General features: G+C 67.3%; 25 protein-coding genes, 1 tRNA gene and 1 pseudogene. 3 read left to right on the top strand and 24 right to left on the bottom strand.

Annotation, left to right across the window (positions count from 1 at the left end; genetic code table 11):
- Nucleotides 1-371: 371 nt before the first annotated feature.
- Nucleotides 372-2,153: a dynamin family protein gene (locus tag SNOUR_RS25795; RefSeq protein WP_312636061.1), complete on the bottom strand. Its 1,782-nt coding sequence runs from the start codon at nucleotides 2,151-2,153 to the stop codon at nucleotides 372-374.
- Between the two features lie 311 nt (nucleotides 2,154-2,464).
- Between SNOUR_RS25795 and SNOUR_RS25790 the strand changes: the two genes are divergently transcribed.
- Nucleotides 2,465-2,540: transfer RNA gene (locus tag SNOUR_RS25790), tRNA-Arg, on the top strand.
- Between the two features lie 182 nt (nucleotides 2,541-2,722).
- On the opposite strand, the gene SNOUR_RS25785 is transcribed toward SNOUR_RS25790, so the two are convergent.
- The 19 genes from SNOUR_RS25785 to SNOUR_RS25695 form a co-directional block, all read right to left on the bottom strand.
- A complete protein-coding gene (locus tag SNOUR_RS25785) occupies nucleotides 2,723-3,913 on the bottom strand; it encodes an HNH endonuclease (RefSeq protein ID WP_312633685.1) in 1,191 nt (396 codons plus the stop codon).
- Nucleotides 3,914-4,007: 94 nt separating this feature from the next.
- Nucleotides 4,008-5,390, bottom strand: a complete 1,383-nt coding sequence (locus tag SNOUR_RS25780; RefSeq protein ID WP_067351471.1) for a tyrosine-type recombinase/integrase — start codon at nucleotides 5,388-5,390, stop codon at nucleotides 4,008-4,010.
- Nucleotides 5,390-5,593: a helix-turn-helix transcriptional regulator gene (locus SNOUR_RS25775; protein WP_067351468.1), complete on the bottom strand. Its 204-nt coding sequence runs from the start codon at nucleotides 5,591-5,593 to the stop codon at nucleotides 5,390-5,392. The genes SNOUR_RS25780 and SNOUR_RS25775 overlap by 1 nt, the downstream gene beginning before the upstream one ends.
- Before the next feature lie 352 nt (nucleotides 5,594-5,945).
- On the bottom strand, nucleotides 5,946-7,928 hold the full coding sequence (locus SNOUR_RS25770) for a YfjI family protein (RefSeq protein ID WP_079142882.1): 1,983 nt from the start codon (nucleotides 7,926-7,928) through the stop codon (nucleotides 5,946-5,948).
- 86 nt (nucleotides 7,929-8,014) lie between these two features.
- The gene (locus tag SNOUR_RS25765; RefSeq protein WP_099055724.1) at nucleotides 8,015-8,332 is read right to left on the bottom strand and encodes a hypothetical protein; all 318 of its coding nucleotides are present in this window, start codon (nucleotides 8,330-8,332) and stop codon (nucleotides 8,015-8,017) included.
- On the bottom strand, nucleotides 8,329-8,940 hold the full coding sequence (locus SNOUR_RS25760) for a hypothetical protein (protein ID WP_067351465.1): 612 nt from the start codon (nucleotides 8,938-8,940) through the stop codon (nucleotides 8,329-8,331). The genes SNOUR_RS25765 and SNOUR_RS25760 overlap by 4 nt, the downstream gene beginning before the upstream one ends.
- A gap of 9 nt (nucleotides 8,941-8,949) precedes the next feature.
- On the bottom strand, nucleotides 8,950-9,138 hold the full coding sequence (locus SNOUR_RS25755; RefSeq protein WP_067358767.1) for a hypothetical protein: 189 nt from the start codon (nucleotides 9,136-9,138) through the stop codon (nucleotides 8,950-8,952).
- A 47-nt stretch (nucleotides 9,139-9,185) separates the two neighbouring features.
- On the bottom strand, nucleotides 9,186-9,437 hold the full coding sequence (locus tag SNOUR_RS25750; protein WP_067351462.1) for a hypothetical protein: 252 nt from the start codon (nucleotides 9,435-9,437) through the stop codon (nucleotides 9,186-9,188).
- A gap of 140 nt (nucleotides 9,438-9,577) precedes the next feature.
- Nucleotides 9,578-11,839, bottom strand: coding sequence for an FtsK/SpoIIIE domain-containing protein (locus SNOUR_RS25745; RefSeq protein WP_067351459.1), 2,262 nt, complete (start codon nucleotides 11,837-11,839; stop codon nucleotides 9,578-9,580).
- A 76-nt stretch (nucleotides 11,840-11,915) separates the two neighbouring features.
- Nucleotides 11,916-12,251: a hypothetical protein gene (locus tag SNOUR_RS25740; RefSeq protein ID WP_067351455.1), complete on the bottom strand. Its 336-nt coding sequence runs from the start codon at nucleotides 12,249-12,251 to the stop codon at nucleotides 11,916-11,918.
- A complete protein-coding gene (locus SNOUR_RS25735) occupies nucleotides 12,248-13,324 on the bottom strand; it encodes a DUF2637 domain-containing protein (RefSeq protein ID WP_067358765.1) in 1,077 nt (358 codons plus the stop codon). Before SNOUR_RS25735 ends, SNOUR_RS25740 begins: the two co-directional genes overlap by 4 nt.
- A 14-nt stretch (nucleotides 13,325-13,338) precedes the next feature.
- The gene (locus SNOUR_RS25730) at nucleotides 13,339-14,001 is read right to left on the bottom strand and encodes a GGDEF domain-containing protein (protein ID WP_067351452.1); all 663 of its coding nucleotides are present in this window, start codon (nucleotides 13,999-14,001) and stop codon (nucleotides 13,339-13,341) included.
- Between the two features lie 4 nt (nucleotides 14,002-14,005).
- Nucleotides 14,006-14,323, bottom strand: a complete 318-nt coding sequence (locus tag SNOUR_RS25725) for a hypothetical protein (RefSeq protein ID WP_067351449.1) — start codon at nucleotides 14,321-14,323, stop codon at nucleotides 14,006-14,008.
- Nucleotides 14,311-14,925, bottom strand: a complete 615-nt coding sequence (locus SNOUR_RS25720) for a hypothetical protein (protein ID WP_067351447.1) — start codon at nucleotides 14,923-14,925, stop codon at nucleotides 14,311-14,313. Before SNOUR_RS25720 ends, SNOUR_RS25725 begins: the two co-directional genes overlap by 13 nt.
- A complete protein-coding gene (locus tag SNOUR_RS25715) occupies nucleotides 14,922-15,248 on the bottom strand; it encodes a hypothetical protein (RefSeq protein WP_312633679.1) in 327 nt (108 codons plus the stop codon). Before SNOUR_RS25715 ends, SNOUR_RS25720 begins: the two co-directional genes overlap by 4 nt.
- A gap of 19 nt (nucleotides 15,249-15,267) precedes the next feature.
- Nucleotides 15,268-15,786, bottom strand: a complete 519-nt coding sequence (locus tag SNOUR_RS25710) for a GNAT family N-acetyltransferase (RefSeq protein ID WP_067351445.1) — start codon at nucleotides 15,784-15,786, stop codon at nucleotides 15,268-15,270.
- Nucleotides 15,783-17,039: an IS256 family transposase gene (locus tag SNOUR_RS25705; protein WP_079142881.1), complete on the bottom strand. Its 1,257-nt coding sequence runs from the start codon at nucleotides 17,037-17,039 to the stop codon at nucleotides 15,783-15,785. Before SNOUR_RS25705 ends, SNOUR_RS25710 begins: the two co-directional genes overlap by 4 nt.
- A 216-nt stretch (nucleotides 17,040-17,255) precedes the next feature.
- Complete coding sequence (locus SNOUR_RS25700; protein ID WP_067351439.1) at nucleotides 17,256-17,438, bottom strand: hypothetical protein; 183 nt, start codon at nucleotides 17,436-17,438, stop codon at nucleotides 17,256-17,258.
- A 136-nt stretch (nucleotides 17,439-17,574) separates the two neighbouring features.
- Nucleotides 17,575-17,754, bottom strand: coding sequence for a hypothetical protein (locus tag SNOUR_RS25695; protein WP_067351436.1), 180 nt, complete (start codon nucleotides 17,752-17,754; stop codon nucleotides 17,575-17,577).
- A gap of 452 nt (nucleotides 17,755-18,206) precedes the next feature.
- On the opposite strand from SNOUR_RS25695, the pseudogene SNOUR_RS25690 reads away from it, so the two are divergent.
- Nucleotides 18,207-18,976, top strand: a pseudogene (locus tag SNOUR_RS25690) (helix-turn-helix domain-containing protein).
- Nucleotides 18,973-19,446: an NUDIX hydrolase gene (locus tag SNOUR_RS25685; protein ID WP_067351433.1), complete on the top strand. Its 474-nt coding sequence runs from the start codon at nucleotides 18,973-18,975 to the stop codon at nucleotides 19,444-19,446. Before SNOUR_RS25690 ends, SNOUR_RS25685 begins: the two are co-directional and overlap by 4 nt.
- On the opposite strand, the gene SNOUR_RS25680 is transcribed toward SNOUR_RS25685, so the two are convergent.
- From SNOUR_RS25680 to SNOUR_RS43345, 4 genes are all read right to left on the bottom strand, one after another.
- Nucleotides 19,434-20,003 carry an HD domain-containing protein gene (locus SNOUR_RS25680; protein WP_067351430.1) on the bottom strand — a complete coding sequence of 190 codons (570 nt, stop codon included), beginning with the start codon at nucleotides 20,001-20,003 and terminating at the stop codon, nucleotides 19,434-19,436. The two genes, SNOUR_RS25685 and SNOUR_RS25680, sit on opposite strands and share 13 nt — an antisense overlap.
- A 10-nt stretch (nucleotides 20,004-20,013) precedes the next feature.
- On the bottom strand, nucleotides 20,014-20,460 hold the full coding sequence (locus SNOUR_RS25675; protein WP_067351427.1) for a GntR family transcriptional regulator: 447 nt from the start codon (nucleotides 20,458-20,460) through the stop codon (nucleotides 20,014-20,016).
- A gap of 217 nt (nucleotides 20,461-20,677) precedes the next feature.
- Nucleotides 20,678-21,811 (bottom strand): TRM11 family methyltransferase, encoded by a 1,134-nt coding sequence (locus SNOUR_RS46380; protein WP_159425923.1) that lies wholly within the window; start codon nucleotides 21,809-21,811, stop codon nucleotides 20,678-20,680.
- Between the two features lie 38 nt (nucleotides 21,812-21,849).
- Nucleotides 21,850-24,447 carry an ATP-binding protein gene (locus SNOUR_RS43345; protein WP_159425922.1) on the bottom strand — a complete coding sequence of 866 codons (2,598 nt, stop codon included), beginning with the start codon at nucleotides 24,445-24,447 and terminating at the stop codon, nucleotides 21,850-21,852.
- Nucleotides 24,448-25,254: the final 807 nt, after the last annotated feature.

Below are 25,254 nucleotides of genomic sequence, written 5' to 3'. Positions count from 1 at the left end.
CGCCGCCCGTTCTCCCCTCCCCTGGCCCGCACGCCCACGGGCCGACGTCCCACCCATGCCCCGCGCTCCACGCACCCCGGCAGATCCAACAGACACACTGCTCCCACTGCCCACGGCCACCTCCCCAAGCGCACCCGCATCCACGTCCACATCCGCATCCACCGCGCACAACGGCAGACCGTCCGGACCAGTGGCGGCGCCCGCGGCCCGCGCGCCACTCCGCTGCGCCCCGCCCCGCACCCTCCGCGCGATCACCCCGTCATCCCAGGCACCCTCGATCCCGGCACCCTCGATCCCGGAATCGTCGTCCCACACCACCCCCTCCCCGCCCTCGTCGATCCCCGTCCCGGCCCGTTGCTCCCCGGACTCCGTCACCCCGTCACCGCCTCTCTCCCGCACCGGTCCGCCGTCGCGCGCCCGCGCTCCCGTTCGGTCCGCCGCTCCGTCTCCCACGCCTCCACCGGCCGCCTCCGACGCTGCTCGCGCTGCACCACCGACAGCGCGGCGATCAGTTCGGCCTGCTGGTCCGGCGGCACCGTCAGCCGGTCCAACGGGGCCAGCCGGCGCTCCCGTTCACCGTCGAGGGCGTGCTCCAGATACCTGGTCAGCAACCTGGCGCCCTGGTCGCACAGCCGCAGCGCGCTCTGCGCCCCCAAGAGGTCGGCGAGGTTCTCGCCCGCCGTACGGGCCCGGCGCCCGCCCAGCAGCGCGGTGGCCAGCAACGCCGTCGGTCGCTCCCCGTCCACCGGGTCGTTCCGTTCACCGGCCGACCCACCACGCGCCTCCCGGGTCTCCTCTTCCGCGAGTTCCTCCAGGCAGCGCCGCCAGCGCCGGACGATCACACCGATCCGGCCGGCGGCGCCCGCGGCACCGTCCGCCGCGGCCGGTGCCATCTCGGCCGCCGCGGGATCCCGCCGCCAGGCGCCCGCGGCCCGCTCGTCGGCCCCCTCGACCGCGCAGACCAGCAACGCGGTGAGCCCTCGGGTCAGCGCGTCCAGCAGTTCGTCGGCGCGCCCGCCGGGCCCGTGCGCCTGCCAGTGGGCGCGGGCGTCGCCGGCCAGGACCTCACCGGCCGCGACCTCGCGCCGCACCCGCTCGGCGGCCTCCTCGTACGCCTCCTCGACGCGGCCAGCCAGCCGCAGCGCCGCGGCGTGCTGCGCGGCGGCGGCCCCGGCCAGCGCGGGCATCCGGCTACGCAGCGAGGCGATCGCGCCGGTGGCGGTCCGGTCCGCGGCGGCACTACGGGCGGCGGGGTCCAGGGCGTGGCGTTCGAGCCAGTCGCGCAGGCCGGCGACCGCGGTGGCGGGGAGCAGTCCGCGGCCCCCGCCCGCGGACTCGGGCAGCTCGGGAATGGTGAAGCGGGGTACGTGGCCGAGCCCGGCGCGCTGCAGGAGCTCCGCGTACCGTGCGGAGATCTCGGCAGCGATCTGGTGCGGCACCCGGTCCAGCACGGTGACCAGCGTGACGTCGTATTCCTTCGCGGTGCGCAGCAGGTGCCAGGGCACCGCGTCGGCGTACCGGGCGGCCGTGGTGACCAGCACCCAGACGTCGGCCGCGCAGATCAACTCGGCGGCCAGTTCGCGGTTGCCGGCCACCAGCGAGTCGATGTCCGGGGCGTCCAGCAGCGCCAGGCCGCTGGGCAGCGCGGGGTCCGTCTCGATCCGCACGGTCGGCGTCCCCGGCTCCCCCGCCACCCGCCCACGCCCCCCGCCGAGGCCCTTCTCCACCTCCTCCCCTCTCCCCCCTCCGTCGTCCCGCTCGCCGCCCTCGCCACCGTCCTGCTCGGGCACCCACACCCGGGTGAGCCCCGGCAGCACCCGCTGCCCGGCGAACCAGCCGTGGTCGTCGGGGTGGCAGACCAGCACCGGCGTACGCGTCGTGGGCCGCAGCACCCCGGCCTCCGAGACTCGTCGCCCCACCAGCGAATTGACCAGGGTGGACTTGCCTGCCCCCGTGGAGCCTCCGACGACCGCGAGAAGAGGGGCCTTAGGGGCGCGCAGGCGGGGCATCACATAGTCATCCAGCTGGGAGAGCAGCTCCGCCCGGTCGCGCCGGGCGCGAGCGGCGCCCCCGAGCGGCAGGGGGAATCGTGCGGCGTCGACACGGTCGCGCAGAACGGACAGTGCGTCGATCAGCCGGGGTCCTACGTCCAAGGTCGCCACATGTGAAGAATGCCCAATTTCGTTAGCTTTTTGAAGCGTATAGACCCTTGCGTGCGCCGCAAGGGTCCCCAGGGGGCGAGATAGGACCCAAATGGGATTTTCGTAACATCCAAGACGCAGGCATAACGAGTGCACAACACCCGCCGCGCGAGACGTCAAAAGCCGTGCAGGATTCGTACCTGCCTGCGATTATCGGGATCGCTTCACCGAACCTCCACAACGTGCCACGGAGGTGAAGCAACCGGGACGAGGCACCCGGGCCTCTATCCTGGTCCGCGGTCGTGATCCACGCCGACCACCCGGCCCCCGTAGCTCAGTGGATAGAGCAGGTGCCTTCTAAGCACTTGGCCGCAGGTTCGAGTCCTGCCGGGGGCGCCAGACCAGACCCTCCTTCGGGAGGGTCTTTTTGCTGGTCAGAGCACATGTGGCCACGCGCAGAAAAGCGCCGGACCCTCCCCGCGGATCGCGGGGAGGGTCCGGCGCTGTCCGGCTGTCACCGGGTTTTGGCGGGTCGCTGCGGTGAATACGCGGGGAAGTTCTCCGGGGGCCGGCAGGGGCGCCTAGCGATCGGCTGACGCTTCCCCTTCTCGGCCCGTGCAGCGCAGCCACTCGTTGTAGCGCCACCTGAGGGCGTCGGGGTGCGGTAGACGTTCCAGCGTCAGCTTCGGATGCACGATCCCCATGTCCTTCAGCTTGGGCCCACCGGGGCGTGCCTCTGCGGTCAGAGTGTCAGGGTTGATCGCGAACAGATGGGCATCGAATGCCCGGTGGAGCGCCGCGTTCATGGGCAGGCCGTTACGAGCGTCGGAGGTACCGCCGTCGGCGTCGCCCCGGAGGTGAGCTGCCTCAACCATCTGCGGCACCGCGATCCCCGAGAGGGCACAACGTGGGCCGTACCTCTGGAACACTTCGAGCTTGAACCGCGCTTGGTCCGGCCGGGCAACCACGTTCCCCTTCCGCCGGCGACGCCTATTTCCCTCAAGCTCGAACGGTTGCTCCTCTGAGCGATCGTGATCAAGGAGCTGGACAGGTGCAGCTTCCCCGAACTTGACCAGGAAGAGACTGCTCTCGTCCTCCCACCCCTCCACCCATGCAAGCTTCACGCCGCGACGGTCACCATGCTCCGTGATCACAAACACCGGGAGTCGAAGCGTGGCTGCCGCCTTCGTGGCGTTGACTTCGCCCAGGTCGCGTCCTGGTTGCCGGGTGACCGGGTAGTGGTAGAGCACGCCGTGCTCGTCCAGGTCATCGGGATAGTGCTGCCCGGTGTGCTTGAGCCCGATCGTCACGCCGTCGGGGTGTATCCGACGGGTGCGGGTCTTATCCGTCCAGATGCCCCGGAAATTGCCGTACGCACCCACCGTACGAACTGCGTCCGCGGTGACGAGACCTGAGCTGTCTCGGCGTGCGAGCAGGTTCTCCCACACCGCCAGACGCCATTGTCGCTCCGCGCCCACAGTCTCCGAGTGGCTGTTGAGCACCGCGAACCCCATGGCACGAAGCACGGGGTTCGCGCCCGCCTCACCGCCATCGAATTGGCCGTTCGACAGGGGGCCGTGACCCGGATGCTCGTAGCCGTAAGCGGCACCTGCGACCGCCTTAGCGTCGTAGAGCCGACCAGCGTGGCTAAGGTAATACTGCGTCGAAGGCCCGAACCCGTACCGGTCCCGAAACGTCTTCCCTCCCAAGCTGTCGTACTCAGCGAGGGCCCTTTCCACTGCTATCGCACTGGTCAGGTCCTTGATTCTCACGGCCCACCCCTAGGTCTCGTCTGTTGACGCGAGACTAGACAACGGCACTGACACCGGTACTGCGCCGGGCAACCGCCCAGCGCAGTACCTAGGTTCAGCCGGCAATCTCTGGGAGATCCCTGCGGGCCAGAATGCGCTGTTTGAGGTCCTGAAGCTGCCCGGAGATACACCGGGCGTAGACAGCCAGCAGCACCGGGACGCTGTTGCCCGCCCACTCGGCCACCTGAGCCGGCGGGACCCCGTCGTTGAGCCAGTTGGTCAGACAGGTGTGCCGTAGGTCGTACACCCGCTTGCCGAGCGGCGACGCAAACTCCTCTGGGGAGAGCGCTTCCGCGCGGGCTGTTCGCCATGCCCGGCGGATGACCGAACCGGCGAGCACACCGCCCTTCTCGCCCTGAAACACCGGGTTACCTGGCGTCAGATTCTCCGCCTTGATGTGCTCGCGCAGGATCCGCGTCAGTGACGGGTGCCCCGGTACGACGCGAGTGTCATCCGAGGCTCGTCCCATCAGCCCACGCTCTTCGCGGATCGCGCCGGTGTCCGTCCAGTTCTTCCCGACCTCCGGTTTAGCCGTGTGGAACAACAGCTCACACCACTGGTCTTCGGCGTCTTCGTCGGGCAGACGGATGTCCGCAACGTCCATCGCCACAACCTCCTCCGGGCGCGGCCCCGCGTAATACATAGTGGCGAAGAACGCGTGCAGCCGCTTGCCCCCACGGGGGCGCCTGCGCACCCATCCCAGCAGGCGAGCTGCCTGCTCCGGATTGAGGAGAGATCTCTTGTCCACCGCAGAAGAGGTCTTGGGCGCGGCACCTCGGCCTTTTGGCAGGGGGTTCGCTCGCAGGATCCGGTGCTTGACGGCGTACTCCATGGCCACGTTCAGAATCCGCCGGTTGCGCTTGACGGAGCTTGCCGCGGCTCCCGTGCCGTCCAACTTCGATCCGACGGCCCGAAGTACCTCTTCGACCTTCGAGGGATCTTCCCAGGCGGCCATACTCAGGGTGTTCCGCTCCACCCACTTGAGGATGGTGGCCATCTCGGGTGGAGCGTCTTCCCTGCGCCGCGTGTTGTACGCGAATTCCCGGAGTGCCGTGCGCACTTCCACTGGCCGGAACGCGGTCGGCGGTGTGCGCAGCAGAGCGATGGTGGTCGCCATGAGCGCCTTGGCTGTGGTCTTACGGTTGTTTCCGCCGGTCCGTTGCCATTGAGCATCTGCGAACTGGATCGCGAAGTTGTACCAGTTCACCGCGGTAGCACCGGACTTGTGTGAGACCGGGCGCCCCGTGGTGAGGCTGAATGCTTCGCCACGGCGCGTGGCGCTGACAAGCTCGGAGCGGAAGGCATCTGCGAGTGCCTTCGTGCTGAAAGGTGCTCGCCACTCCTTGCCATCCAGCTCCCAGCGAACGGTATGGGTGGTCTTGCGCTGCCCCCGATAGACCGACGTCTTCCAGATCTTGATGCTGTACGTAGTGTCCATCAGCCGCAGTCCTCCCGGCCGTCGAGCCAGTGCTCGTAGTCGCTGCGGCGGATCCGAAGGTCACCATTGGGCAGTTTGATGCAGCGCGGAGCCCGCCTCTTCGCGCGCCAGTCGTAGAACGTGGAGCGTGAGATCTTCAGGTCCTTGCAGATCTCGGTGAGCGTGAGCTTCTCGTCCCGCGGGCGGGGTATGGCCGTGGTCATGCGTGACGCTCCCCTCTGGGCGCGGGGGTGGACGGGGGCAGGGGGCCCGCCGCAGAAACCGCAGAATCCGCAAAAATAGGCGGACAGGCGGTCTGACCTGCGGCGATTGGGGTGAGGGGCTGGCTGCCGCAAAAATCGCGGGAATCTCCGCAAAAATCAGCGGCGGGCGTGGTGGCCGGGGCGGGCCGCAGGGGTGGCCGGCTGGCCGCGTTGATTTTTGCGGCACTTTCGCAGATTTTTGCGGCGGACGGGGCGGTCTGCCGTTTGCCCTGGTCAGCCGGGGTGCGGCGGTATTTTTGCGGATTCTGCGGTTTCTGCGGCGGGGGTTCCGTGGGCGTGTGGGTGGGGTGGGTCATGCCTTGGCCTCGCGGAGCTGGGGGTGGAGGAGGTAGCGGGGGGCCGGGGGCCGGCCGCGCTTGCCCGTGCGGGGCGGGGTGGCGATGCGCAGGTAGCCGTGCTCTTCCAGCAGGACGGTGACGGGCTCCAGGTCTGCGACGGAGGGGAATTCGGAGCGGGAGAGCTTGGCGAACAGGTCGCGTCGGCTGATGCTCTCCCAGCCGTTGTCCTCGAGGACGGCCAGGAGGGTGCGGGCGCGGGCGAGGGTGGTGTCGGCGCCCATGAGGTCGAAGACCGTGAGCGCGTGGGTGGCGAAGTATTCGCCGATCTCGATGGCGGCGTTCATGGTCTCGCCGGTGATCGGCTGGGTGTAGCCGTTGTCGAGGTGCTGGGCGAGGTGGAGGAGGCCGGCGGTGCGGGCGGTGGCGCCGACCAGCTTGCTGGCCCATTTGGTGATGTGGCCGAGCCGTCCGCCGCGGGGGCGGAGTTGGGGTTCGATGTGCTGGTCGTAGGCGCTCAGAGCCTGGTCCGCCTCGGGCGTGAGCCGCAGGACGGCGGGGTCGGTCCACTCGGCCAGGGACAAGGTGAGTGCGGTGATGGTGCTGTCGTAGCGTTCGGCGACGTGGTCGGGGACGGGGTCGGGGTTGGCCTTGCGGTAGCCGACGAGGGATTCGGGCAGCGAGTACAGGAAGCGCGCCAGCAGGCCGCGGCCGTCGAAGCCGCGGTTGTGGCCGATGTCCGCCAGGACGTCGGGCTGGACGGCCAGGCCCATGGTCAGGGCTGGTTCGTCGATGTTCTCTTCCCGGGTGCGGCGGTCCACGCGCAGCCAGTCGCCGGCGTGGCCTTTGAGGAAGACCTCCATGTTGGGGGTGCCGGAGTAGCGGCCGGCGATGATGTCGAAGATGCCGCCCTCGGCGGACATCACCGACAGCCGTCCGCCCTGCTCGCTCATGAGGGTGGTGACGGTCTCGGGGGTGGAGTCGTCGGCCAGCAGCCGGGGTTTCACGGGGACGTTGAGGCTGTCTGCGGCTTGGGCCAGGGCGATGGCCTCGGCGGTCAGTCCGTCGCGTTCGGGGCCCTCGGCCTTGGCGGCCTGGGCGGCGGCCTTGTCGGCTGCCTCGCGGGCCATCTTGGCGGTCACCTCTGCCTCGGCGATACGGCCGGCCGCCTGGGAGGCGAGCAGCTTCTCGGCGGCGCGCAGCGGGGCGGTCATGGCCGAGAAGACGGCGGACTTGCGGTTGCCCGGGGGCAGGGCGACGACGGTGAACAGGTTGGTCGGCTCACGCCAGCGTCCGCGCAACTGGACGATGACGCGTCCGCCGGCGGTGGTGGCGAGCACGGCCAGCGCCAGAGTCCCGGCCAGATCGGGCGGGGTCTGGGTCTCCTCGGCCAGTCCCTCCACGAACTCCCGGAGCCAGGCGGGCAGTGCCCGGGTGGGGAACGCAGGGGGCTTGGGCTGGTGGTTGAGCGGGATCGGCTCCGCCCACGCCGTGGGCAGGGTTTCGGCGCCGAGGGCCAGGGCCTCGCGCAGGTCCTCGGCGGTGGTGTCCGGGGAGAGGCCGGCCTGGACGATGCGGGTGCCTGCCTCGATGCTGCGGCGGCGCCGGGCCAGGTCGTGCACGATCTCGGCGTAGTACCCAGCGTTGGCGGCCGTCGGAACGGCATCGAGGAGGGTGTGGAGGTAGGTGCGTCCGCCGACGCGGTGGAGGTCTCCGACCTGTTCGAGGTGGTGCCCGAGGGTGATCGGGTCGGCGCGCTGGCCCTGGCCGTGCAGGTGGAGGATGGCGCGGTGGATGGTCTCGTGGGCCGGTCGGTAGTGGTCGGCGGGGTCCATGACCGCGCCGACTTCGGCGATGACGTCGGGGGCGAGCATGAGGGCGCCGACGACGGCCTGTTCGGCGTCCACGTCGTTGGGCGGGATGCGGGTGGCGTGGTCGCCGGGACGGTCGCGCATCGGCAGCACCGAGGCGTGCTGGGCGGGCACGGGCTCAGATGTCATGCTGGGGGTTCTCCTGTTTCTTCGAAGGGACAAGAGAGCCGGGGCGGTCGCGGTCTTGTGGTGAGAGGCGACCGCCCCGGGCGTATCTAGAACGGCGGTTCGTCGCTGAAGGCCGGGTCGTGGCCGAGGCGCCGCTGGCGGAGCCAGGCCGGGCACTTGGGCAGCCACAGGTAGGCCAGCGGCGGGAACGGCGCGCAGTGGCAGTCGCCGTAGTCCGGCTCTTCCTGGCCGGGGCTACCGCACATCACCTCGCCCGTGCCCTCGCAGTCGAGGCAGTTCGGGTCGGGTGTGCGGTGCAGGGCGAGGATGGGTCGGGGACCGATCGGGCGGCCGTGGCGGGTGGCTACCCAGCCGCCCCAGTAGCGGATTGTCAGGCGCTTGCGTGCCAACACGCGGGAGATCAACGGTCCTCCTTGATGACGTCGATGACGGGCAGTTCGGGGAGCCCGGCTCGGGTGAGCTGGATGGGGTCGAAGCCGGGCAGGGAGGCACGGGCGGTGAGGGCTGCAGCGAGGGCTTCGGCGTAGGCGGCGCCCTCGCGGGCCACCTCGATCTGTGCGCCGGCCCGCAGTGCTTCGACGCGCTCTACGTGGGCGTGCTCCTCGCGCCGTGCGGCGGAGTGCCGCTCGTGAGCAAGGGACTCGCGACGGTCGGTGCGCCAGTGCCGTGCCGCCAGGACGTAGGACACGGTGGTGGCCAGGGCCCACAGCAGGAGTGGCAGGGACCAGCCGTCGGCGTATCCGGCGACTCCGGCCAGGGCGAGGGCGCCGGAGGTGGCGAACGCGGTACCGGCAATGACTCCGTCCCCGGCGCGGCCCACGGACGCCAGGGCGCCGGCCACGGCCGCGCCCAGGGACAGCGCGGTCATCAGCACGGCGTTGCCGACGGAGTGTTCGGCGCCGTTGGCGTTCCAGATGCGGGCCAGGATCAGCACGGTGGAAGTGGCCAAGGCCGGCGCCGATTTCGGGGCGGCTTCGGCGAGCCAGTGCCGGGAGGTGAGCGGTTCGTTCACGACCGCCTCCTACAGATTCCGCACGGCGTCGAGGACTGCGTGGGTGAGCTGGTTGATGGGGCCGGAGGCGCCGGTGGAGGCGAGGAAGAAGCCGAACATGATGGCGATGAAGGCGGAGCCCCAGCCGAGGGTCTTGGAGCGCAGCAGGAAGAACAGAACCAGGCCGAACAGGGCGACCAGGGAGACCAGGGAGACCAGGGAGACGGTAATGGCCACTTCGGGCCTCCTTGGAGTGGTGGTGTGGGTCAGCGGGTGCCGTCGCGGTGGAGGCGCGCGGCGACGTTGAACAGGTGGCGGCCCACCCGGATGCGCTTGCGGTCGCCGTGGCAGCGGCGGCAGGTCTTGCCGGGCCGGAGCCGTCCGCGGCGGTCGGTCTTGAGCGCGTAGCCGAAGCCGCGGCACTTGCGGCAGTTGCCGAACGGCGAGATCACACACAGACCCGCGTAACAGAGTGTGACTATGAGCGGGAAGGCGATAGCGAGGGCGGTGGGGCTCATGAGCGGGCCTCCGGGGCGGTTTTCGAGGGTTTCCGCAGGTGGGCCGCTATGCGCTAGCAGCCTGATCAGATGCCATGTGGCGGTCTATCGGGGCCGCTATCGATAGCAGGCTGTGGCGCTATCGATAGCGGCCCGGACGGTCAGCCCGCGTCCCGCTTTCGGTTACGCTCTGCAATCGCATCGGCGACGGCCTGGCGCTCGATGCCGCGCTGGTTGACGAACTTGCCGTCGACGCGGCGGCCGACCTGCCCGGCCTTGATCCCATAGGGCTTGAGCGCCGCGGTCAGGTGGGCAGTCTTCTCCTCACCGGTCATCTGCCCCCACTCGCCGTAGCGTTCGGGCCGCAGTTCGGCCAGCCGGTCGATGACCGTCTCGTTCCACACCTTCGCCTCGCCGGCGGGGATGACGGCCAGCACGTCCGTCAGCAGCGTGTCGGGCGCCTTCTCCGGCTTCGTCGTGGCCGGGTCGGGCAGAGTGCCGGCCGCCTCGCGGGCGGCATGGGCGCGCTCGCACAGCTTCTCGGCGGCGGCGTTGTCGATGTAGTACGAGCGCACGATCTGCGGGTTGGGCCCGGCCCCGACCAGGTAGCCGATGCCCAGGTCAGCGGCAGTGAACGCGGTGGCACGGATGCCGTTTTTGTACATCGAGGTGCCCAGCACCATGTCGTTCTCCGGCTGGCCCATGACCTGCAGGCAGAACCGGATGCCGACGTTGGCACTGATGGCCTTGGGCAGCGAGTCGGCGTCCGGGCGCTGTGTGCCCAGCAGCAGGATCACGCCCAGGGCCCGGCCGCGCTTGATGATGGCGGTGGCCAGCTCGGCGGCCTTCTCGCCGAGCCGTTCATGGGTGAAGACCTCCTGACATTCGTCGATGCTCATGACCAGCGGGTGCAGGCCCAACGACTTCTTCGCGGCCAGGGCCGGCGTGACCTTGTTCTCCGGGCAGATGTCCTTGGGCAAGCCGTTGATCACGCGGGCCCGGCGGTCCAGCTCGCCGTAGACGTACTCCAGCGCCTCCACGCAGCCCTCCACCGTGGCGTCATCGCCAGGGCCGGAGCCGTAGGTGTGGGAGATCGGCTGGAAGGCGGAGAAGTCGCCGGTGCCCTTGAACTCCCAGGTGTGCAGCTCGGCGGTGGGGTCCATGGCTGCGGCCAGCAGCAGGATGCGCAGCGCGAAGGTCTTGCCGCGGCCGGGCATCGCGCCGACCAGGAAGTTGGCGTACATCAGGTCGAAGTCGACCGCCCGGCCGCGCGGGTCGGTGCCGTACGGCACGGGCTTGAACAGCGAGGCGGTCCCGGACTTCAGCAGCGGCCAGGCCGGCTGCGGGGCCTTGGCCATATCCTGATCGCCCACCCACAGCATCAGGCGCCCGGTGTGCTCGCCGGGCACCGGCTCGGGCCACACACAGCCCAACGGCTTGCGCAGGCCGGACGCCAGACGCTCGCGGCGGTCGAGGATGTCAGAGACCGTCACGCCGTAAGGCAGGTCCACATCAGCGCGCCAGCCCTTCCCGTCGCGCTGGATGGGGGCTTTGAACTCCAATGCCTTGCCTTTGGCGGCGTTTTTGTTGATCTCTGCGATGCCCAGAGCGGTGAACGCGCGTACGACGATGTCGCTGGTCAGCCGCTCGACGCTCGGCAGGTCTACGGCCCGGGTGATGATCGGCGCATCGGCTTCCTGCCCGGCGTATCCCAGCGCCATCAGCACCGCCCCGACCGAGACGGCCTGAAGCCAGCCCGGGGCCAGCACGTACAGCGCCAGCGCGCCGCCCAGTCCGATCAGCGCGGCCAGCACGGCAACCAGCGTGCGCAGCCGGACGCGGCCGTCCCGCTGCCGGGAGAGCTTGAGGTACTCGGCCGCGTCCTCGCGGCGAACCGCCGCCAGCCGGACAGGCTCGCCCTCCTTGTCGGCAACCCACCGCATCGTCTCGCCCAGGAAGCAGGCCGTGCCGCGCGGCGCGTGCAGGGCCAGGCGCCCGGCATAGACCGGTGCGCGGAGCCCGTGGTAGGCGCAGTTGTGACCGTAATGGCCGGCCACCCATCCAACGGCGGTCTTCAGCTCAGCCATCGACCGCAGCCAGACCGGCAGCACGGGATGCCGTTTGGCGGCCCGCAGACGGTCGAAGTAGCCAGGACCGGCCGGGGCTGGACCGTCCACCAGCACCACCGCCTCGGAGTCGACCGATCCCGTGGCCGATGCGTCAGGCGCCTGGGCGGGGACCGGGTCGGCCAACTCGGCATTGGCCTCGTGGGACTCGGGGCCGGCCGAACGGTCACCCGACTCGCTGCGGGCCGACCTGGCCTTGTCGAGGTCGACTACCTCAGCACCCGCGTCGGTGCCGTCCTCGGCGGCCAGGTCTGCTTCGAGTTGCTCGAAGAAGTCGTACTCGTCGTCGTGATTCACTGACGATTCCTTCCGGGTTCGGGAGGGTGGCGGGGCCCGGCCGCGGTCTTGGTCGGTTGTGACCGGGCCCCGTCGACTACAGGTCGAACAGTCCGCCCTGATCCGTGGTCGGGATGGACGTCTGCTGCTTCGCGATCCGCCGGGCGGCGGCGAGGCAGTTGGGGCACCAGGCGCGCAGCTCCCCGGCGGGGAGAGCCACAGCCTGGAGGTTGGTGGTTGTCGGGTCGGCCGGAGCGGCGATCAGCCGTACGGGGCCGCCGTGCTTGCCGACGTAGCCGCCGTGCTCGCGCGGGCAGCGCCCCTCGGACTGGGCGTGCGGCTGTCCGCACTCTCCGGTGCACTGGCAACGCCAGCAGGCGGCACCCATGACGGTGCGGAACAGTGCAGCTGCGACGATCGGTTCGGACCTCATGCGGCCACCTCTTCGGCCGCAGTGGTGTCTGACTCGGTGGTCTTGAGTTCCTGGTAGCGGGCGTTCACCCAACCCACCGACCAGCCCGTCAGCTCGGCGGTCTGGCGGACCGAACGACCGGCCTCGAACCCCAGCCGCACGGCCTCCAGAGCCGCCTCCTCGGGGAACTTCTCCGGCTCGCTCTTGCTGTTCACCGACCGTGGCGCGGACCGTTCACGGTGGGCGCGTTGGGGAGCTTTCGAGCGTTCACGGGCCTGACGCTCGCGGTGTTCACGAACGGCTCGGGCCTGCTGTTCACGGGCCTGGCGCTCCGCGTGCTCGGCAGCCTGGCGGGCCTCCTGTTCACGACGTTCGCGCTCGGCCCGTTCCTGCTCTTCCCGGCGTACGCGCTCACGTTCCTCACGCTCTTCGCGCAGACGCCGGTCCTCACGGTCCAGACGCTCACGCTCCATGCGTTCGGCGTGTTCGCGGGCTTCCCGGCGCTCTTCCGCTTCCCGTTCGAGGCGTTCACGCTCCAGCCGCTCAGCCTGTTCACGGGCCTCGCGTTCGGAGCGTTCACGGGCGGCGCGCTGCTGTTCACGCTCCTCCCGCGCACGCTGTTCACGGGCCTCCCGATCGCGGCGTTCACGCTCGGCCTGCTCTTGGCGTTCACGGTCGATGCGGGCCAGGGCGCCTGTGATCGCGCGCCGATAGGCGAGACCGGCTTCAGCGGTGACGATGAGCAGGAGCGGAGCGACGCAGTGAACGGCCACCCCGACCAGATCACCGCCCAGGGCGGAATCGCCGACGTTCAGGCCGATGGTCATCAGCCCTGTCATCCAGCGCAGCACGGCCGGCCACCGGCCACCGCTTCCGCCCAGTCGGGCCACGGTGGAGTCCAAGCGCACGACGATCACGACGGCGGCGTCCACCACGATCGGCAGGATCGGCGCCGTCCACCCCCACCCGTCGGGGGTGACCCACTGAACGAGCGGGGTGACGGTCAGCACGGAGAACACCACCGCGCCGAAAGTGATGGCCCAGGTGCCGACGGACAGAGTGCGCTCGGCCGCCCGGATCTGCGCCGGGCTCATGGTCGCGAAGCGCATCAGCCGCCCGCCTCTGTCCTGCCGGCGGTGCCGAGGCGGCCGGCGCGGCGGCCGTTGACGGTGGGCAGGGCTGGGGTGATGCCGTGGGCAATACGCCAGCCACCGCCGTTCTCCTTGGCCTCATACATGGCCTCATCGGCCCGCCGCATCCAGGTGGACAGGTCCGCACAGCCGCGCGGGGCAACGACCGCGCCGATGGAAGCGCCCAACGGCACCTGGCGACCGGCGACAGTGACCGGCTCGCACAGCTGCGCGTGCAGGTACCAGAGGTGGATTTCCAGGGCCCGAAGCCCCTCCGGCTGGCCTGCGGGCGGGCGGCGGATCACGGCGGCGAACTCATCACCACCCATCCGTCCGGCTGGCCCATAGTCCTGAGCCCACAGCGCCAGGCGCTCGCCCGCGGCACGGATCGCCGCATCCCCGGCCGCGTGGCCGAAGGTGTCGTTCAGCGCCTTCAGACCGTCCAGGTCGATGACCACGACCGCCGTGGTTCCCTGGCGCAGCAGGCGACTTGCCCGAGGCTCGAAGCCGTCCCGCCGCAGCAGACCCGTGAGCGGATCACGGCGGGCCGCCTCGATGCGGCGGTGCAGCCGGAGCGTGTGCAGGGACCAGCCGGCCGCAAGCGGACCAGCCGCGGCAAGAGCCGTCAACGTGGCGTTCATACCCTCACCTCGCCTCGGTGTTCCGATGGGTGCCGCTGTAGGCAGTGAGGCGCAGGCAGACACCGGCGTAGTCGGTCTCCGCGCGCAGCACCCTGGTCCGCCCAGCGCTCTGCTCCGCGTACGACACCGCGTCAGGACGGACGCCGAGAGCCGCGCGCCACTCCTCGAACGCGCCGAAGTCGTCGTGGCTGATGAGCTCCAGCATCTTCGGAAAGAGCGTGGACACCTCGACGTTCATGGCCGGCAGGCCGGGGAAGTCCGCGGCCAGCAACCGCAGCAGTTGAAGAGGTGCAACCAGGTCGCTCATCGTCAGGGCCCCCATGCCACCTCCCCCTCCACCACGGCCGACGCCTGGGCCAGCCCGGTCAGGGCGGAGATCTCGTCGCCGGTCAGACGGTCGCGGGCGTCCATGGCGTGCGCCACGGCGCAGATCTCAGGCCACAGGTGGGTGACCTTGCGGCGGGCCATCCCCCGCACCATCGCCCAGGACCGGCCGCCCGCGGGGACGTGATCGCGACCGAGGCGGAACCCGGACTGCGCCAGGACGTCCACGGCATGCTCGCGGTCGTGGTCCGCCGTGCAGGTAGCAGCCCGGTCCGGGGTCCACAGGCCGTAGGTCAGCAGGTGGTGGACGTGGGCGAGCTCGCCGGCCGCGGCCTGGGCGGCGAACTGCCACGGGCAGGGGTTAAGCACCTGGAAGGTGGTGGTGCCGGTGACCGAGACCCCGGCAGCCTCATTGGTCCAGGCGATGACTTCGGTGGTCTCGACGTGCATGCCGTAAGCCATGGCCAGCACCGCGTGCCCGGCCTCGCGGAAGGCCAGGCCCAACCGCGTCTGCTCGTAGGTCAGGTCGGTCTCGAAGCGTGCGCGGGGCTTGCCGGTGTGGTCGGCGAGCAGTTCGGGAGCGGGGGCGGTGGTCCTCATGCCGCCTCTCCCTTCCGCGCGGGGCGTCCGCTGCGGCGAGTGGGCCGCAGCGGCGCGGCGGCGGTAAGGGCGTCGGCGTACAGGACGTCCCAAGCGGCGATCTCGTCGCCGCGTTCGCCCTGCTCCCGCAGGTCCGCCAGCACGCCGGCGGCGGCATCCAGGCGGGCCGCGCGCTCCTGGGCCGTCTCGGGCTCGAAGGGGCCGAGAAACGGCTCACGGTCCAGGCCCAGGGGGCTCTCCTCGAAGCCGAATGCGAGTTCCTCGAACTCGTCACTGCTCAGCACCTGTTGGTGGCCGATGTACGTACGCAGAGTAATAGTCAAGACCTGTGGATCGGTGAAGTTATCGGCTGATGCTCCGGTGCCATCGGATCTCGCCTTCGTGCCATTCGTCGGTGGGTGTGAGCCCGGCGGCAGTGGCGACGGCAGCGGATGCCCGATGTTCGGGGTGGATGTGGGCGATGACGGTGTGCACCGGCTGCCGGCTGAGCCAGTCGACGAGCCCTTGGGCTGCTTCGGTGGCGATGCCCCTTCCCTGCCACGGGGTCCCCACCACCCAGGCGATCTCGGCGATGGGGCCGTGGCCGGAGGGGCTGACCGTCGCCTGGACTGTGCCCGTCAGGCAGGACTCGTCACGGAGCCGGATCACCCAGTTCAGCCAGGACACGGCCGGATCGGGAGAGCCTGCCGTCATGCGCTGGTAGCGCGAGCGCAGGGCTTGCGGGGCGTCCGGCGTGCCGCCGATGAAGGTGTGGAGGGCCGGGTCGGACAGCACCGCGGCCATCTCCTCGGCGTGCTCGACGTGCAGTGGCAGCAGGTCGAGCCTGCTGGTGTTGATGGGCTGGGCCGCGAGGGTACTCATGCTGCGACCACCACGGGGCGTTCGACGAGCTGGCCGCGTTCGAAGCGGGCACCTGTCCGGACGAGGGCGACGAGGTGGGGTGCGTTCACGGCCCGCCACCGTTGCTGGGCGGACTCGACGAGTTTGAAGACCATGGCCAGGGCGGCGGTGCGGGAGCCGGCGCCACGGGTGACCGTGGTCCGCAGCCGGACGGTGGAGAAGGTCGACTCAATGGGGTTCGTGGTCCGCAGATGGATCCAGTGCTCGGCCGGGAAGCCGTAAAACGCCAGCAGTTGCTCCTGGTCGTCGGTGATCTTCTTGACCGCCTTGGGGAACTTCGCGCCATAGAGCTGGGCGAACGTCTTGATCGCCACCTCGGCGTGGTCGCGATCCTCCGCGTTGTAGATGTCCTGGATCGCCCTCTTCGCGCCCGGCTGCGCGGACTTCGGCATGGAGTCGAGGACGTTGGCCGTTTTGTGAACCCAACACCTCTGCTCGTGGGTTTCGGGGAACACCTCCGCCAGGGCCTTCCAGAAGCCTAGGGCGCCGTCGCCGACCGCGAGGACCGGGGCGCGCATGCCCCGGCGGGCGCAGTCCCGCAGCAGGTCAGCCCATGACTCGCCGGATTCTCGGTAGCCGTCCTTGAGGGCGACGAGCTCCTTGGAGCCGTCGGCGCGAACCCCGATGAGCACCAGGACGCACGCCTTGGCCTCCTCCAGACGGACGTTGAGGTGGATGCCGTCGGCCCACACGTAGACGTAGTCGACCTCCGACAGGTCGCGGTCCATGAAGGCGGCGTGGTCGGACTGCCACTGCGTCGTCAGCCGGGTAACCGTCGCCGCCGACAGCCCGGCAGAGGAGCCGAGGAACTGCTCCAGGGCGGGCACGAAGTCGCCAGAGGACAGGCCGTGCAAGTAGAGCAGGGGCAGCACCTCGCTGATCTTCGGCGACTTGCGGCACCACGGCGGCAGGATCGCGGACGAGAACCGCCTGCGCTCGCCGGTCTGTTCGTCGACGCGCTTGTCGTTCACCCGCGGCGCCTTCACCTCGACCACGCCCGCAGCGGTGGTGACCTGCCGGGGTTGGTGATAGCCGTTGCGGACCACCAGGCGGCGCCCCCTGGCGTCGCGCTCATCAGTCAACTCGGCTATGTAGGCGTTGACTTCGGCCTCCAGTGCGGCGGCCAGCATCCGCCGTGCGCCTTCCCGAACAACCTCATCCAACAGCGAACTGCCGCTTGGCGTGGTTCCGTCCTCGTTGACTACGGTAAGCACCGGCGTGCCTTCCCGACCGACGCGGCAACGTCGGCCTTGCTCGATGACCTATCGATCGATCCATCGGGAAGGTACGCCTCCTTCCGTCAGGAGTGATCCACAGGTATTGAGCATTGCTCACGTACGCATCGGTTGCTCCTGTGTCGAAGGGACGGAGAGGAACCGGGGCGGTCGCGGTCTTGTGGTGAGAGGCGACCGCCCCGGCGGACTGCGGTGTTACTTGCGGCCGCGCCAGGCGCCGGCCGCGGCGTTGCCGTGGGAGCGGGCGTGCCCCGACTGCTCACGGGCCGCCGCCCGGTTCCCCGGGCTGTTGTGGCTGCGGTAGTCCTCGCGGGCCGCAGCATGCAGCTGCTCGACCTCGCTGGACTGGGCGTCGCTGCGGGAGCGGAATATGCTCACCCTCGATCCTTTCTGGGATCGCAGGGCGCGCCCGATAGCTGCCAGGCGGAGGGCGTGCCCTGCTGCGTGACGGGCCTTGGAGCCTCTGGACGACTCCCCTCACCGCCCGTTCGGGACGGGCGGATCGGGCAACGCGTCAGCGGCGATACCAGGGCACGCGCTTCTCGGTCTCCAGCACCCGGGCGTTCAGCTCCCGGTAGGTGCCAGTCTCCTCGCGGATCCCGGCCCGCTCCTCCTGGCGCTGGTTGTTGTGCAGCGCGCGCTTCGCCGCCTTGTGGTCGGCGATCGCCTGCGGGTCGGTCTTGCGTCCGAACATGTCTGCTCCTCGATCCGGAGATGGAGCCCAGCGCTCCCCACCACCCCCGACGGCGAACCGCCAGGGGCGTCTGGGCAACACGGGGTTGCGAGGTGCAGGCGCGGCTCTTCCCGGCCGCGCGGCCGCCTTTTCGACTCGGGGAGGCGGGGCCCACCTATGCAGTTGTCAACGCACGGGCGCTTCCGTCGAGCCGCTTCACGGCCCTCAGGGCGACACGGAACAGCAACACCCGCACCACCGAAGCGATGCATGTATTACTTGTCTCTCACCGTGGCAGATCGGTTCACCGCCGTCAACCCGTGGGGTCTTCGATGCCTGAACCGCCGCCCTCGATCAGCGACATGACCAGGTTCCCGCCGGACTGGCGGACGTTGGACTCCGTACGTGTACGACTTGAGCCCAACTCGCTAGAGTCAAAGTCGTCCCAAGACGTCCCGCGACGGGGAGGACGAGTGGCGAACGAGCGACTGCGTGGCGCCATCGTGGAGAGCGGCCTGACGCTGGACCAGGTGGCGGCACGGCTCGGGGTGTCCCCAAGACCGTCGATCGCTGGATCACGGACTCAAAGCGCAAGCCGTACCGGCGATTTCAGTACGCGCTGGCGTCAATGCTCCGGCTGGAAGTCTCCTATCTGTGGCCGGACGAACGGACCGCGGAAGAGGTCACCGCCTCAAGCGACTCCGAGCTGGTCAAGCTGTACCCGCACCGCAACGTGGTGCCGCAAGACGCATGGACCAAGCTCTACGCCAACGCCACTACACACTTCGACGTCCTGGTGTATTCCGGCTTCTGGCTCACGGAGGACCCGCGGTTTCACCGCCTCGTGCGTGAGAAGTCGGCCGCCGGCGTCCCGGTGCGCTTCATGCTCGGCGACCCCCGTAGCCCGGCCGTCGCGGTCCGGGGTGACGACGAGGGCATTGGCCCGTCCATGGCCGCGAAAATCCGCAACGCCCTTACGAACTACGCCCCTCTCTTCCGCCTTCCAGGAGTGGAGTTCAGGCTGCACGGAACGACGCTGTACAACTCGATCTACCGCGCCGACAACGAGCTCTTGGCGAACGGTCATGTCTACGGCGTAGGCGCCTACCTCGCACCGGTCTTACATCTTCAACGGGTCCCCGGCGGCGAACTGTTCGACACCTACGCGGAGAGCGTGGAACGGGTATGGGAAGGCGCCCGGCCCATCGACTCCCCCACCGACTATGAAGGCGGAGCGACATGAGCCGTATCGACTACTTCCGTGATCCGAATGCACCCAAGGCCAACTCCGTTGTGCCGTCCGTAACCGCGGTAGTCCGCAATGACCACGGGGACATCCTGCTCATCCACAAGACCGACAACGACCTGTGGGCCCTTCCCGGCGGGGGCCACGACGTGGGCGAGAGCATCACGCAGACGGTGGCGCGAGAGGTGGAAGAGGAGACCGGGATTTCCGTGGAGGTGGAGGACATCGTCGGCCTCTACACGGACCCCGAGCACGTCATGGCGTACGACGATGGCGAGGTACGGCAGCAGTTCTCCATTTGCTTCCACGCCCGGCCGATCGCCGGCACTCTGCGCACCAGCTCGGAATCGAAAGAGGTCCGCTGGGTCTCCCCAACGGACCTCGATTCCCTGGACATTCACCCGTCCATGCAGCTCCGGATTACGCACGGCCTGGACGCCACGCGCACCGCTCCCTACCTCGGCTGACCGGGTACCTCGGCAGCGCTGAGACGCTCCTCGACCCGCTGCACGGCGGCGTGAATCTCGGGTGCGGCCCACTGGATGAAACGGCCGACGATCGTATCTGGCCCGTATCGTTCGACAATCTCCGAGACCCGAGCACGGGACGACGTGCAGCCGCCATCGGGGGTCGTCGTCATGTCGCAGAACAGAAGCGCGTCCACCAGCTCCGGCCGCTCCAGCTCGAACTCGGTCTCCAGCTCTTCGCGGAGCCCACGCTCCTCAGCCTCAAGCAGGGCACACGAGTGGTGCGCCACGAGCCGGACCACCCGGTCATCCACGCCTTCCTGATCGCGCAGGAAACGAGCCCCGTCGAGCGGATGAAAGCCGGTGGACGCGATACTCGGCGAGTAGCCGATGTCGTGCAGGACGGCCGCGGCCTCCATGAGAGCAGCGTCGCCGTCGAGGATCGGCCCAAGCGAACGGGCCCGCTCAGCCACTCCGAGGGAGTGGGCCCAGCGGCGCGGCAGCGGCTCGGACAGCAGCGATTCGGCGAGGCTGTAGGCCCGCTTGGTGAGATCCATGACACCCAGGCTACGGGTGACTTCGGCCGGCCGGGAGGGCGCGCACCTGCCGCCGGCGGTTGGCGCCCATCGCGACCAACCCTCGCCCCTCCAACTGCGCGATCGCGGAGCGCACCGCCGTACGAGAGACCCCGAACCGCTCGCACAGTTCCTTCTCGGAGGGGAAGGCGTCGCCCACCTGGACCCCGTCCGCCCGGAGAAGATCCACGACCTTGTCCACGAGCGGCCGGCGGTCCCCTGTCCCGGCCACGTACCACCCTGCGCCCTGGACGGACTCGATCACGCCGTCGGCCTTCAGCGCCTTGAGCGCCCGCCCGATCGTGCTACGCCCGACGCCGTAAGTGCGCATCAGCTCAGCCTCGGAAGGCAGCGCCTCGCTGATCTTGCCCTTCTCGATCTTCTGTCGCAGAGACTCCGAGATCTGCAAGTACGTACCTCGCGGACTGGCTTGCGGCACTGGGCCTCCCTCATTCGGCATGGTGCGTCGTTAGATTTTGGTGCGCCAAGGCAAGCTTCGCACGCCCCAGAAGTCCGCTATCTAACAACCTTGCCCGGCTGAACGCGCCCCTACCGCTCCCCACTCAGGCCCAGCCGGCACCGGTACCAGTACAACACTCTCAGCAATCAACTGCCTGATGTTAAAGAGGGGTTCACGACGACTGAGGAAGTCGGCTTCAGACACGCTCGAAGGTCAAAATAACTTCCTCCTTCATCCTTCCATCAAGAGCCCCAGTCGATTCCTTTGGCGGCGGTAGATAACGCCGACTTTCAGGCAGCGGGCGAGATAGTCGGCCAGTTTGCGAAAGGCCACTCCGACTGGCCACCCGCAGGAGAATTTCCTCAATCGAGATGTCCACGCCATTCATACGGGCATTTGCCAAGACAAGGGATACCGGGCCACCAGCCTTAACGACTCTAGCAACCTCAGACATCACCTGATCCATATCGCGAACATAACGTCCGATGATTCGACGACTTCGCTCTGGGAGATCTCCAGAATATGAGGCTTGAACAACTTGCTCAAGGTCGGGGTTAACGTGCAGTCCAGCTTCTGAACCAATATTTCCAGAGCGCAAGCGGCGCAAGTACGCGATGGAATAGCCCATCCAGACCAGACTCATCCGATGACCTCGCAGGTAATCGATAGCGATGAGATACGGCGGGCTGGTCATAACCGCATCCACCGAGGCAGCCCTGAACGGCAACCTCCGCGCATCAGCGCGCACTATCGTCGGTGAAGCAAGACCACCCGTCGAGTCGCTTTCCTCACGAGTGGAGGCCACTCGTTTCACGACAGCGAGGGCTGAGGACTCGAACTTTTCGATAGGATCAAAAGAGGCCGCGTCTCGCACTCTATGCGGACGCGAATGCGATACATCCCGCGCGCGAGAGGCACCGGCATCCTTCGCAATGATCAGACGAGAAAATGCGCACCATAGAGGTGCCACTAGATGGCGAGGGCTGCGGTCTATCGAAGATGCCAAAGCGGCTAGGCTCATCCGCGCGTCCGCGTCGAACCAAAAGTCAATAAATTTCGACGTCTCAGGATCAACGATAATGTCAACCCCTCGGGCATCCCGCGCTCTCTGCACAACAGCGGCCGCCTCGGCCACGAACTCATCGAGTTCGTAGTTGTTCGCAAGGGTGTGTGCGATCACAAGAGCCAAGGGATCCGTGTCGCAGCCGAACGCTTTGTGACCAGATCGGGCCGCAGTAAGCGGAAAAGTCCCGGATCCCATCATGGGATCCAAGACAACCGCTTTTCCTGTGAGGTGAGATACCTTGGCTGCCGCCAACTCCGGAGCCATTCGGGCAGGAAAGGGATGCACAGCCGGCCGAGTAACGATCATTTTTCATCTCCATCTCGCTGCCTCGGTACAGGCACAGCGCTCCTATAGGCATCGCTCATACGGTGCGGGTACTCTCCCAGCGTCTGCGTGAGTTCACCCAGGAGTCCCTGCGGGGTCGCGTTAAGCGCAACCAACTGCCCATCGAAGTACATGGTTACCGGCGCCAGGGCAGCCAGACCTCTTACGATCGCAGTCACTTCGTCGCGGTCAAGGTCAATCCCTCTACGCTCGTACACGGCAGTCATGATGGTATCGACTGTAACTGGTGTACGACGCTCTGAATACTGCACAAGAAGGTCGATCACTTCTGTGACAGGGGGCGCCTCAGGTGGTTCCTGTTCATCGATCTTATTGACGAAATCTCTCACCGCATCGGGAGTATGCAGATAGAACATTTCCCTTAGCTTTAGGGGCGATAGCCTGCGCAGAGGGAAAAGCTCAACCAACCGAGCGAGGTCCTCCACCGTGATAGGCGTAATCCCGTCGTTCCTACAGATGTCACCAATGAGGGCCTTCTCATCGCCATCACCTTGGAAACCAGGAGCAACGAGCAAAGTGTAGCTTGGGGCTATCTCCAACTTGAACTGTCCGGCGGCCCTCTCACGGTGGACCCGCAGGACAGAGGTGCGAGCGGTACCTGCCTGAATCCGCGGCGTCTTGCCTGACGGCTGTTTGCTATCCGGATCCAGCATTCGCCGAGCGTCAGAACCACTCGACTTCGCATCGTAGGTCAGAGCGTAGCTCTCGCTCTTCCCACCATTACGACGCCCCAGACGAACCGTAGCGATTCCGTCAGGAGTCCCACCCCCGCCTACCCGCTGGACGTGGTACCCCATGATGGAGAGTGCGTCCGCAACCGCATCCTCCAGAAGTTTCTCATCGTTACTGGCTTCGCGAAGATTCTTCGCAACAACCGGAGCAGTCCGGGGGTGGTAACTAACAAGATCCCGGAGAAATGCGTCACGCCGTTTCATGATGCGATTGACAGTAACCGCATCGATGCTCTCGTCCAGCATATAAGCCTGAGTCAGCAACTCCGTCAAACCGAGTAACTGAAGAGCTTCCTGCGTTCCCTTGTTGTCAATATAGTTGCTGATGAAGGGATGCGCTTGATTGATTACTGCAGCCCGCCGCCGAGGATCATAAGAGATCAGCCGCCCATCTTCGCTGGAGGGCTCAACGAGGATCTGTTCAAGCACCTCGTGCCGCTCGTCTTGATCAAACACCTCACCAGGGAGCGCATTCTCGTCGGGCTTAATACCCAAAGAGTCACGTACGGCAGCGTCACCCTGCGCTGCTCTACGCAGCATCCTCCTGAGAGGTCCTTGCGTAAGCCCCGGGGGTGGGTTTGAGATGCGCCCCTGCTGGGTTAGCACAGGAAGACGATCTTTTTCATCGAGAGCCGATAGCATGGATCGAGCCCTGTTGAATACCGCGAGCATGTATTCTTTTAGCTCTCGAACCTCAGGCGAGTCTCGAATGCTTTCACGCGGGCTTGCGACTAGCTCATCGAGGTCATCCGCGTTAATAACCATATTGAACCGTGTCAGCGTCCCATGCCTGAGCTCTGGGCCCACATTGAATGTGGGATCATCAAGGTTAATTAAGCGATTTCGAACCCGAACAAAGAATCCGTGGCTGCGACCCAACTTCTCACTATTCCCTTTCTGTAGAGAATCCGAGAACAACTGGGCCTGCCCCCAGACCTTTCCAGCCAGAGGGAGTGTGTACGCCGGCACTTCGCCGCCATCAACCTTGGAACTACCGGCCTTACCAATCCTCCTCTCAGGAGGCAGAGATTCCTCCGACTCACCGACGGTGAACCGCCAGATTACCTCTCCTTGCGCCTTAGACGCCTCAATGGAATCACCATTGTAGTAAAGGTTGAAAGAGGGATTAAGTGGGATGGCGCTAGACAAAACCCACTTCAACCTCCCCTGCTGGATACCCTGGGCCGGCTTCTTGAGCCGCGTCATCACGGCGGCAGTCCAGTTCTCGGGACCAGCCCCGTCGTCGGGAAACAGGACTTCCAAAACCGTCTTCATGCGGACGCCATAATCATGCAAGTTTGAAAGTAGCGCCTCTTTTGCCTCGTCCTGTGTCAGCTCCACTACTTCAAGGTTCAAGGTGTGGGGCTCACTCATGTCCCCCTGAACCATCTGATAATCCATAGTAACGGCGCGATATACACCGTCCTTAAGGACGAGGTACGTTAGCTCTTCAGCTAGAACGTAAGTCGCGAGTTTGCCGATGCCGAACTTGCCGATCGGCTCCCGTTTCCTCTGTCGCCCCTCCTCGCGCTTCCGCGACTTCCCGATTCGCCACAGATCCTGTAACCCTTGAACATCCATGGACTCGCCATCGTCAATCACTAAGATCGACGCATGCGGGGCAGACAGGTCACTCGGCATGTACACCCAAACGTGTTCGGCTCCAGCGTCATACGAGTTCGATACGAGCTCTTCGAAGGTTTTGTTGGGAGAGCTGTACAAGCCTTCAGAAAATCGCTCAATAATGGCCAGTGAGATTCTTACTGGCACGAGATCCGTTGCTTCACGTGCGGCAGCCACGAAGGGAGCAGGGCTGATACTCACGGCCTGCACCTCGCCGAAGGCCAGCTGCTCCGCCTCGCCGCTCACGAAGTCTGACATGCCCTTTCGATCCCCCCACCTGCTGCGCCACGGATACCTGGACTTCACTGATTGTCTCTGCTCAGCGCCTCACAGTCTATGAGGCGTCAGCTGTTCGAGGCGGTAAATCCGCTGTTCAGCAGGTCAGTTGGGTGCGTGCCATGTCTGTCATGGGTCACCGATGCCAGCTCCGCTGTCAGCGACCGTCCACGGTGGCTTGAGTCCAGCACCCGGGCCCAGGGCACCCTTCGAGTGATCGTTCGGCCGGCCACCAGGGCCGCAAGCCCTCTCGGTAGAGTGCAGTCGTCGAAGACAACTTTCTCTGTGCTCACCGCCGCGAATTGCTGTCATAAGGCAGCTTCCTGTCGAATGTGTGTCGAAGCGGTCGCGGCGGCAGGCGCCTATCGAGAGAAACCCCAGGTCAGAGCGACCTGGACAGGACACGGAGCAGGTGCCTTCTAAGCACTTGGCCGCAGGTTCGAGTCCTGCCGGGGGCGCCAGACCAGACCCTCCTTCGGGAGGGTCTTTTTGCTGGTCAGAGGGGTGTGGTGTGGCGCGCTGAGGTCTCGGGGGGGGTGGGTTGTGGCCTCAGGGGTGCTGTTCTTGTCGCGTACGCTTCGCGCTCGCGGGAAGCGTAGGTCCGGGCGTGCAGGAGGCTGTCGCATCGGGGGGCTGCCTGCTGGCCGCAGGTTTGAGTCCTGCGTGGGGCGCACCCGGAGTGGAAGGGTTCGGTTCGTTTCCACAGGTCTGGGCCTGGCAGGCGGCTGGGCC

Source organism: Streptomyces noursei ATCC 11455 (assembly GCF_001704275.1).
GTDB lineage: Bacteria > Actinomycetota > Actinomycetes > Streptomycetales > Streptomycetaceae > Streptomyces > Streptomyces noursei.
This window is presented reverse-complemented; position numbering and strand designations above follow the sequence as displayed.

Bases quoted from the DNA above. Each gene is read 5' to 3' on its own strand.
- SNOUR_RS25720 (WP_067351447.1), bottom strand. From the start codon at position 14,925: ATGAGGACCACCGCCCCCGCTCCCGAACTGCTCGCCGACCACACCGGC.
- SNOUR_RS25695 (WP_067351436.1), bottom strand. From the start codon at position 17,754: ATGTTCGGACGCAAGACCGACCCGCAGGCGATCGCCGACCACAAGGCG.
- SNOUR_RS25735 (WP_067358765.1), bottom strand. From the start codon at position 13,324: ATGAGCCCGGCGCAGATCCGGGCGGCCGAGCGCACTCTGTCCGTCGGC.
- SNOUR_RS25730 (WP_067351452.1), bottom strand. From the start codon at position 14,001: ATGAACGCCACGTTGACGGCTCTTGCCGCGGCTGGTCCGCTTGCGGCC.
- SNOUR_RS46380 (WP_159425923.1), bottom strand. From the start codon at position 21,811: ATGGCTCCGGAGTTGGCGGCAGCCAAGGTATCTCACCTCACAGGAAAA.
- SNOUR_RS25740 (WP_067351455.1), bottom strand. From the start codon at position 12,251: ATGAGGTCCGAACCGATCGTCGCAGCTGCACTGTTCCGCACCGTCATG.
- SNOUR_RS25680 (WP_067351430.1), bottom strand. From the start codon at position 20,003: ATGGATCTCACCAAGCGGGCCTACAGCCTCGCCGAATCGCTGCTGTCC.
- SNOUR_RS25770 (WP_079142882.1), bottom strand. From the start codon at position 7,928: ATGACATCTGAGCCCGTGCCCGCCCAGCACGCCTCGGTGCTGCCGATG.
- SNOUR_RS25685 (WP_067351433.1), top strand. From the start codon at position 18,973: ATGAGCCGTATCGACTACTTCCGTGATCCGAATGCACCCAAGGCCAAC.
- SNOUR_RS25725 (WP_067351449.1), bottom strand. From the start codon at position 14,323: ATGGGGGCCCTGACGATGAGCGACCTGGTTGCACCTCTTCAACTGCTG.
- SNOUR_RS25710 (WP_067351445.1), bottom strand. From the start codon at position 15,786: ATGAGTACCCTCGCGGCCCAGCCCATCAACACCAGCAGGCTCGACCTG.
- SNOUR_RS25780 (WP_067351471.1), bottom strand. From the start codon at position 5,390: ATGGACACTACGTACAGCATCAAGATCTGGAAGACGTCGGTCTATCGG.
- SNOUR_RS25750 (WP_067351462.1), bottom strand. From the start codon at position 9,437: ATGAGCCCCACCGCCCTCGCTATCGCCTTCCCGCTCATAGTCACACTC.
- SNOUR_RS25775 (WP_067351468.1), bottom strand. From the start codon at position 5,593: ATGACCACGGCCATACCCCGCCCGCGGGACGAGAAGCTCACGCTCACC.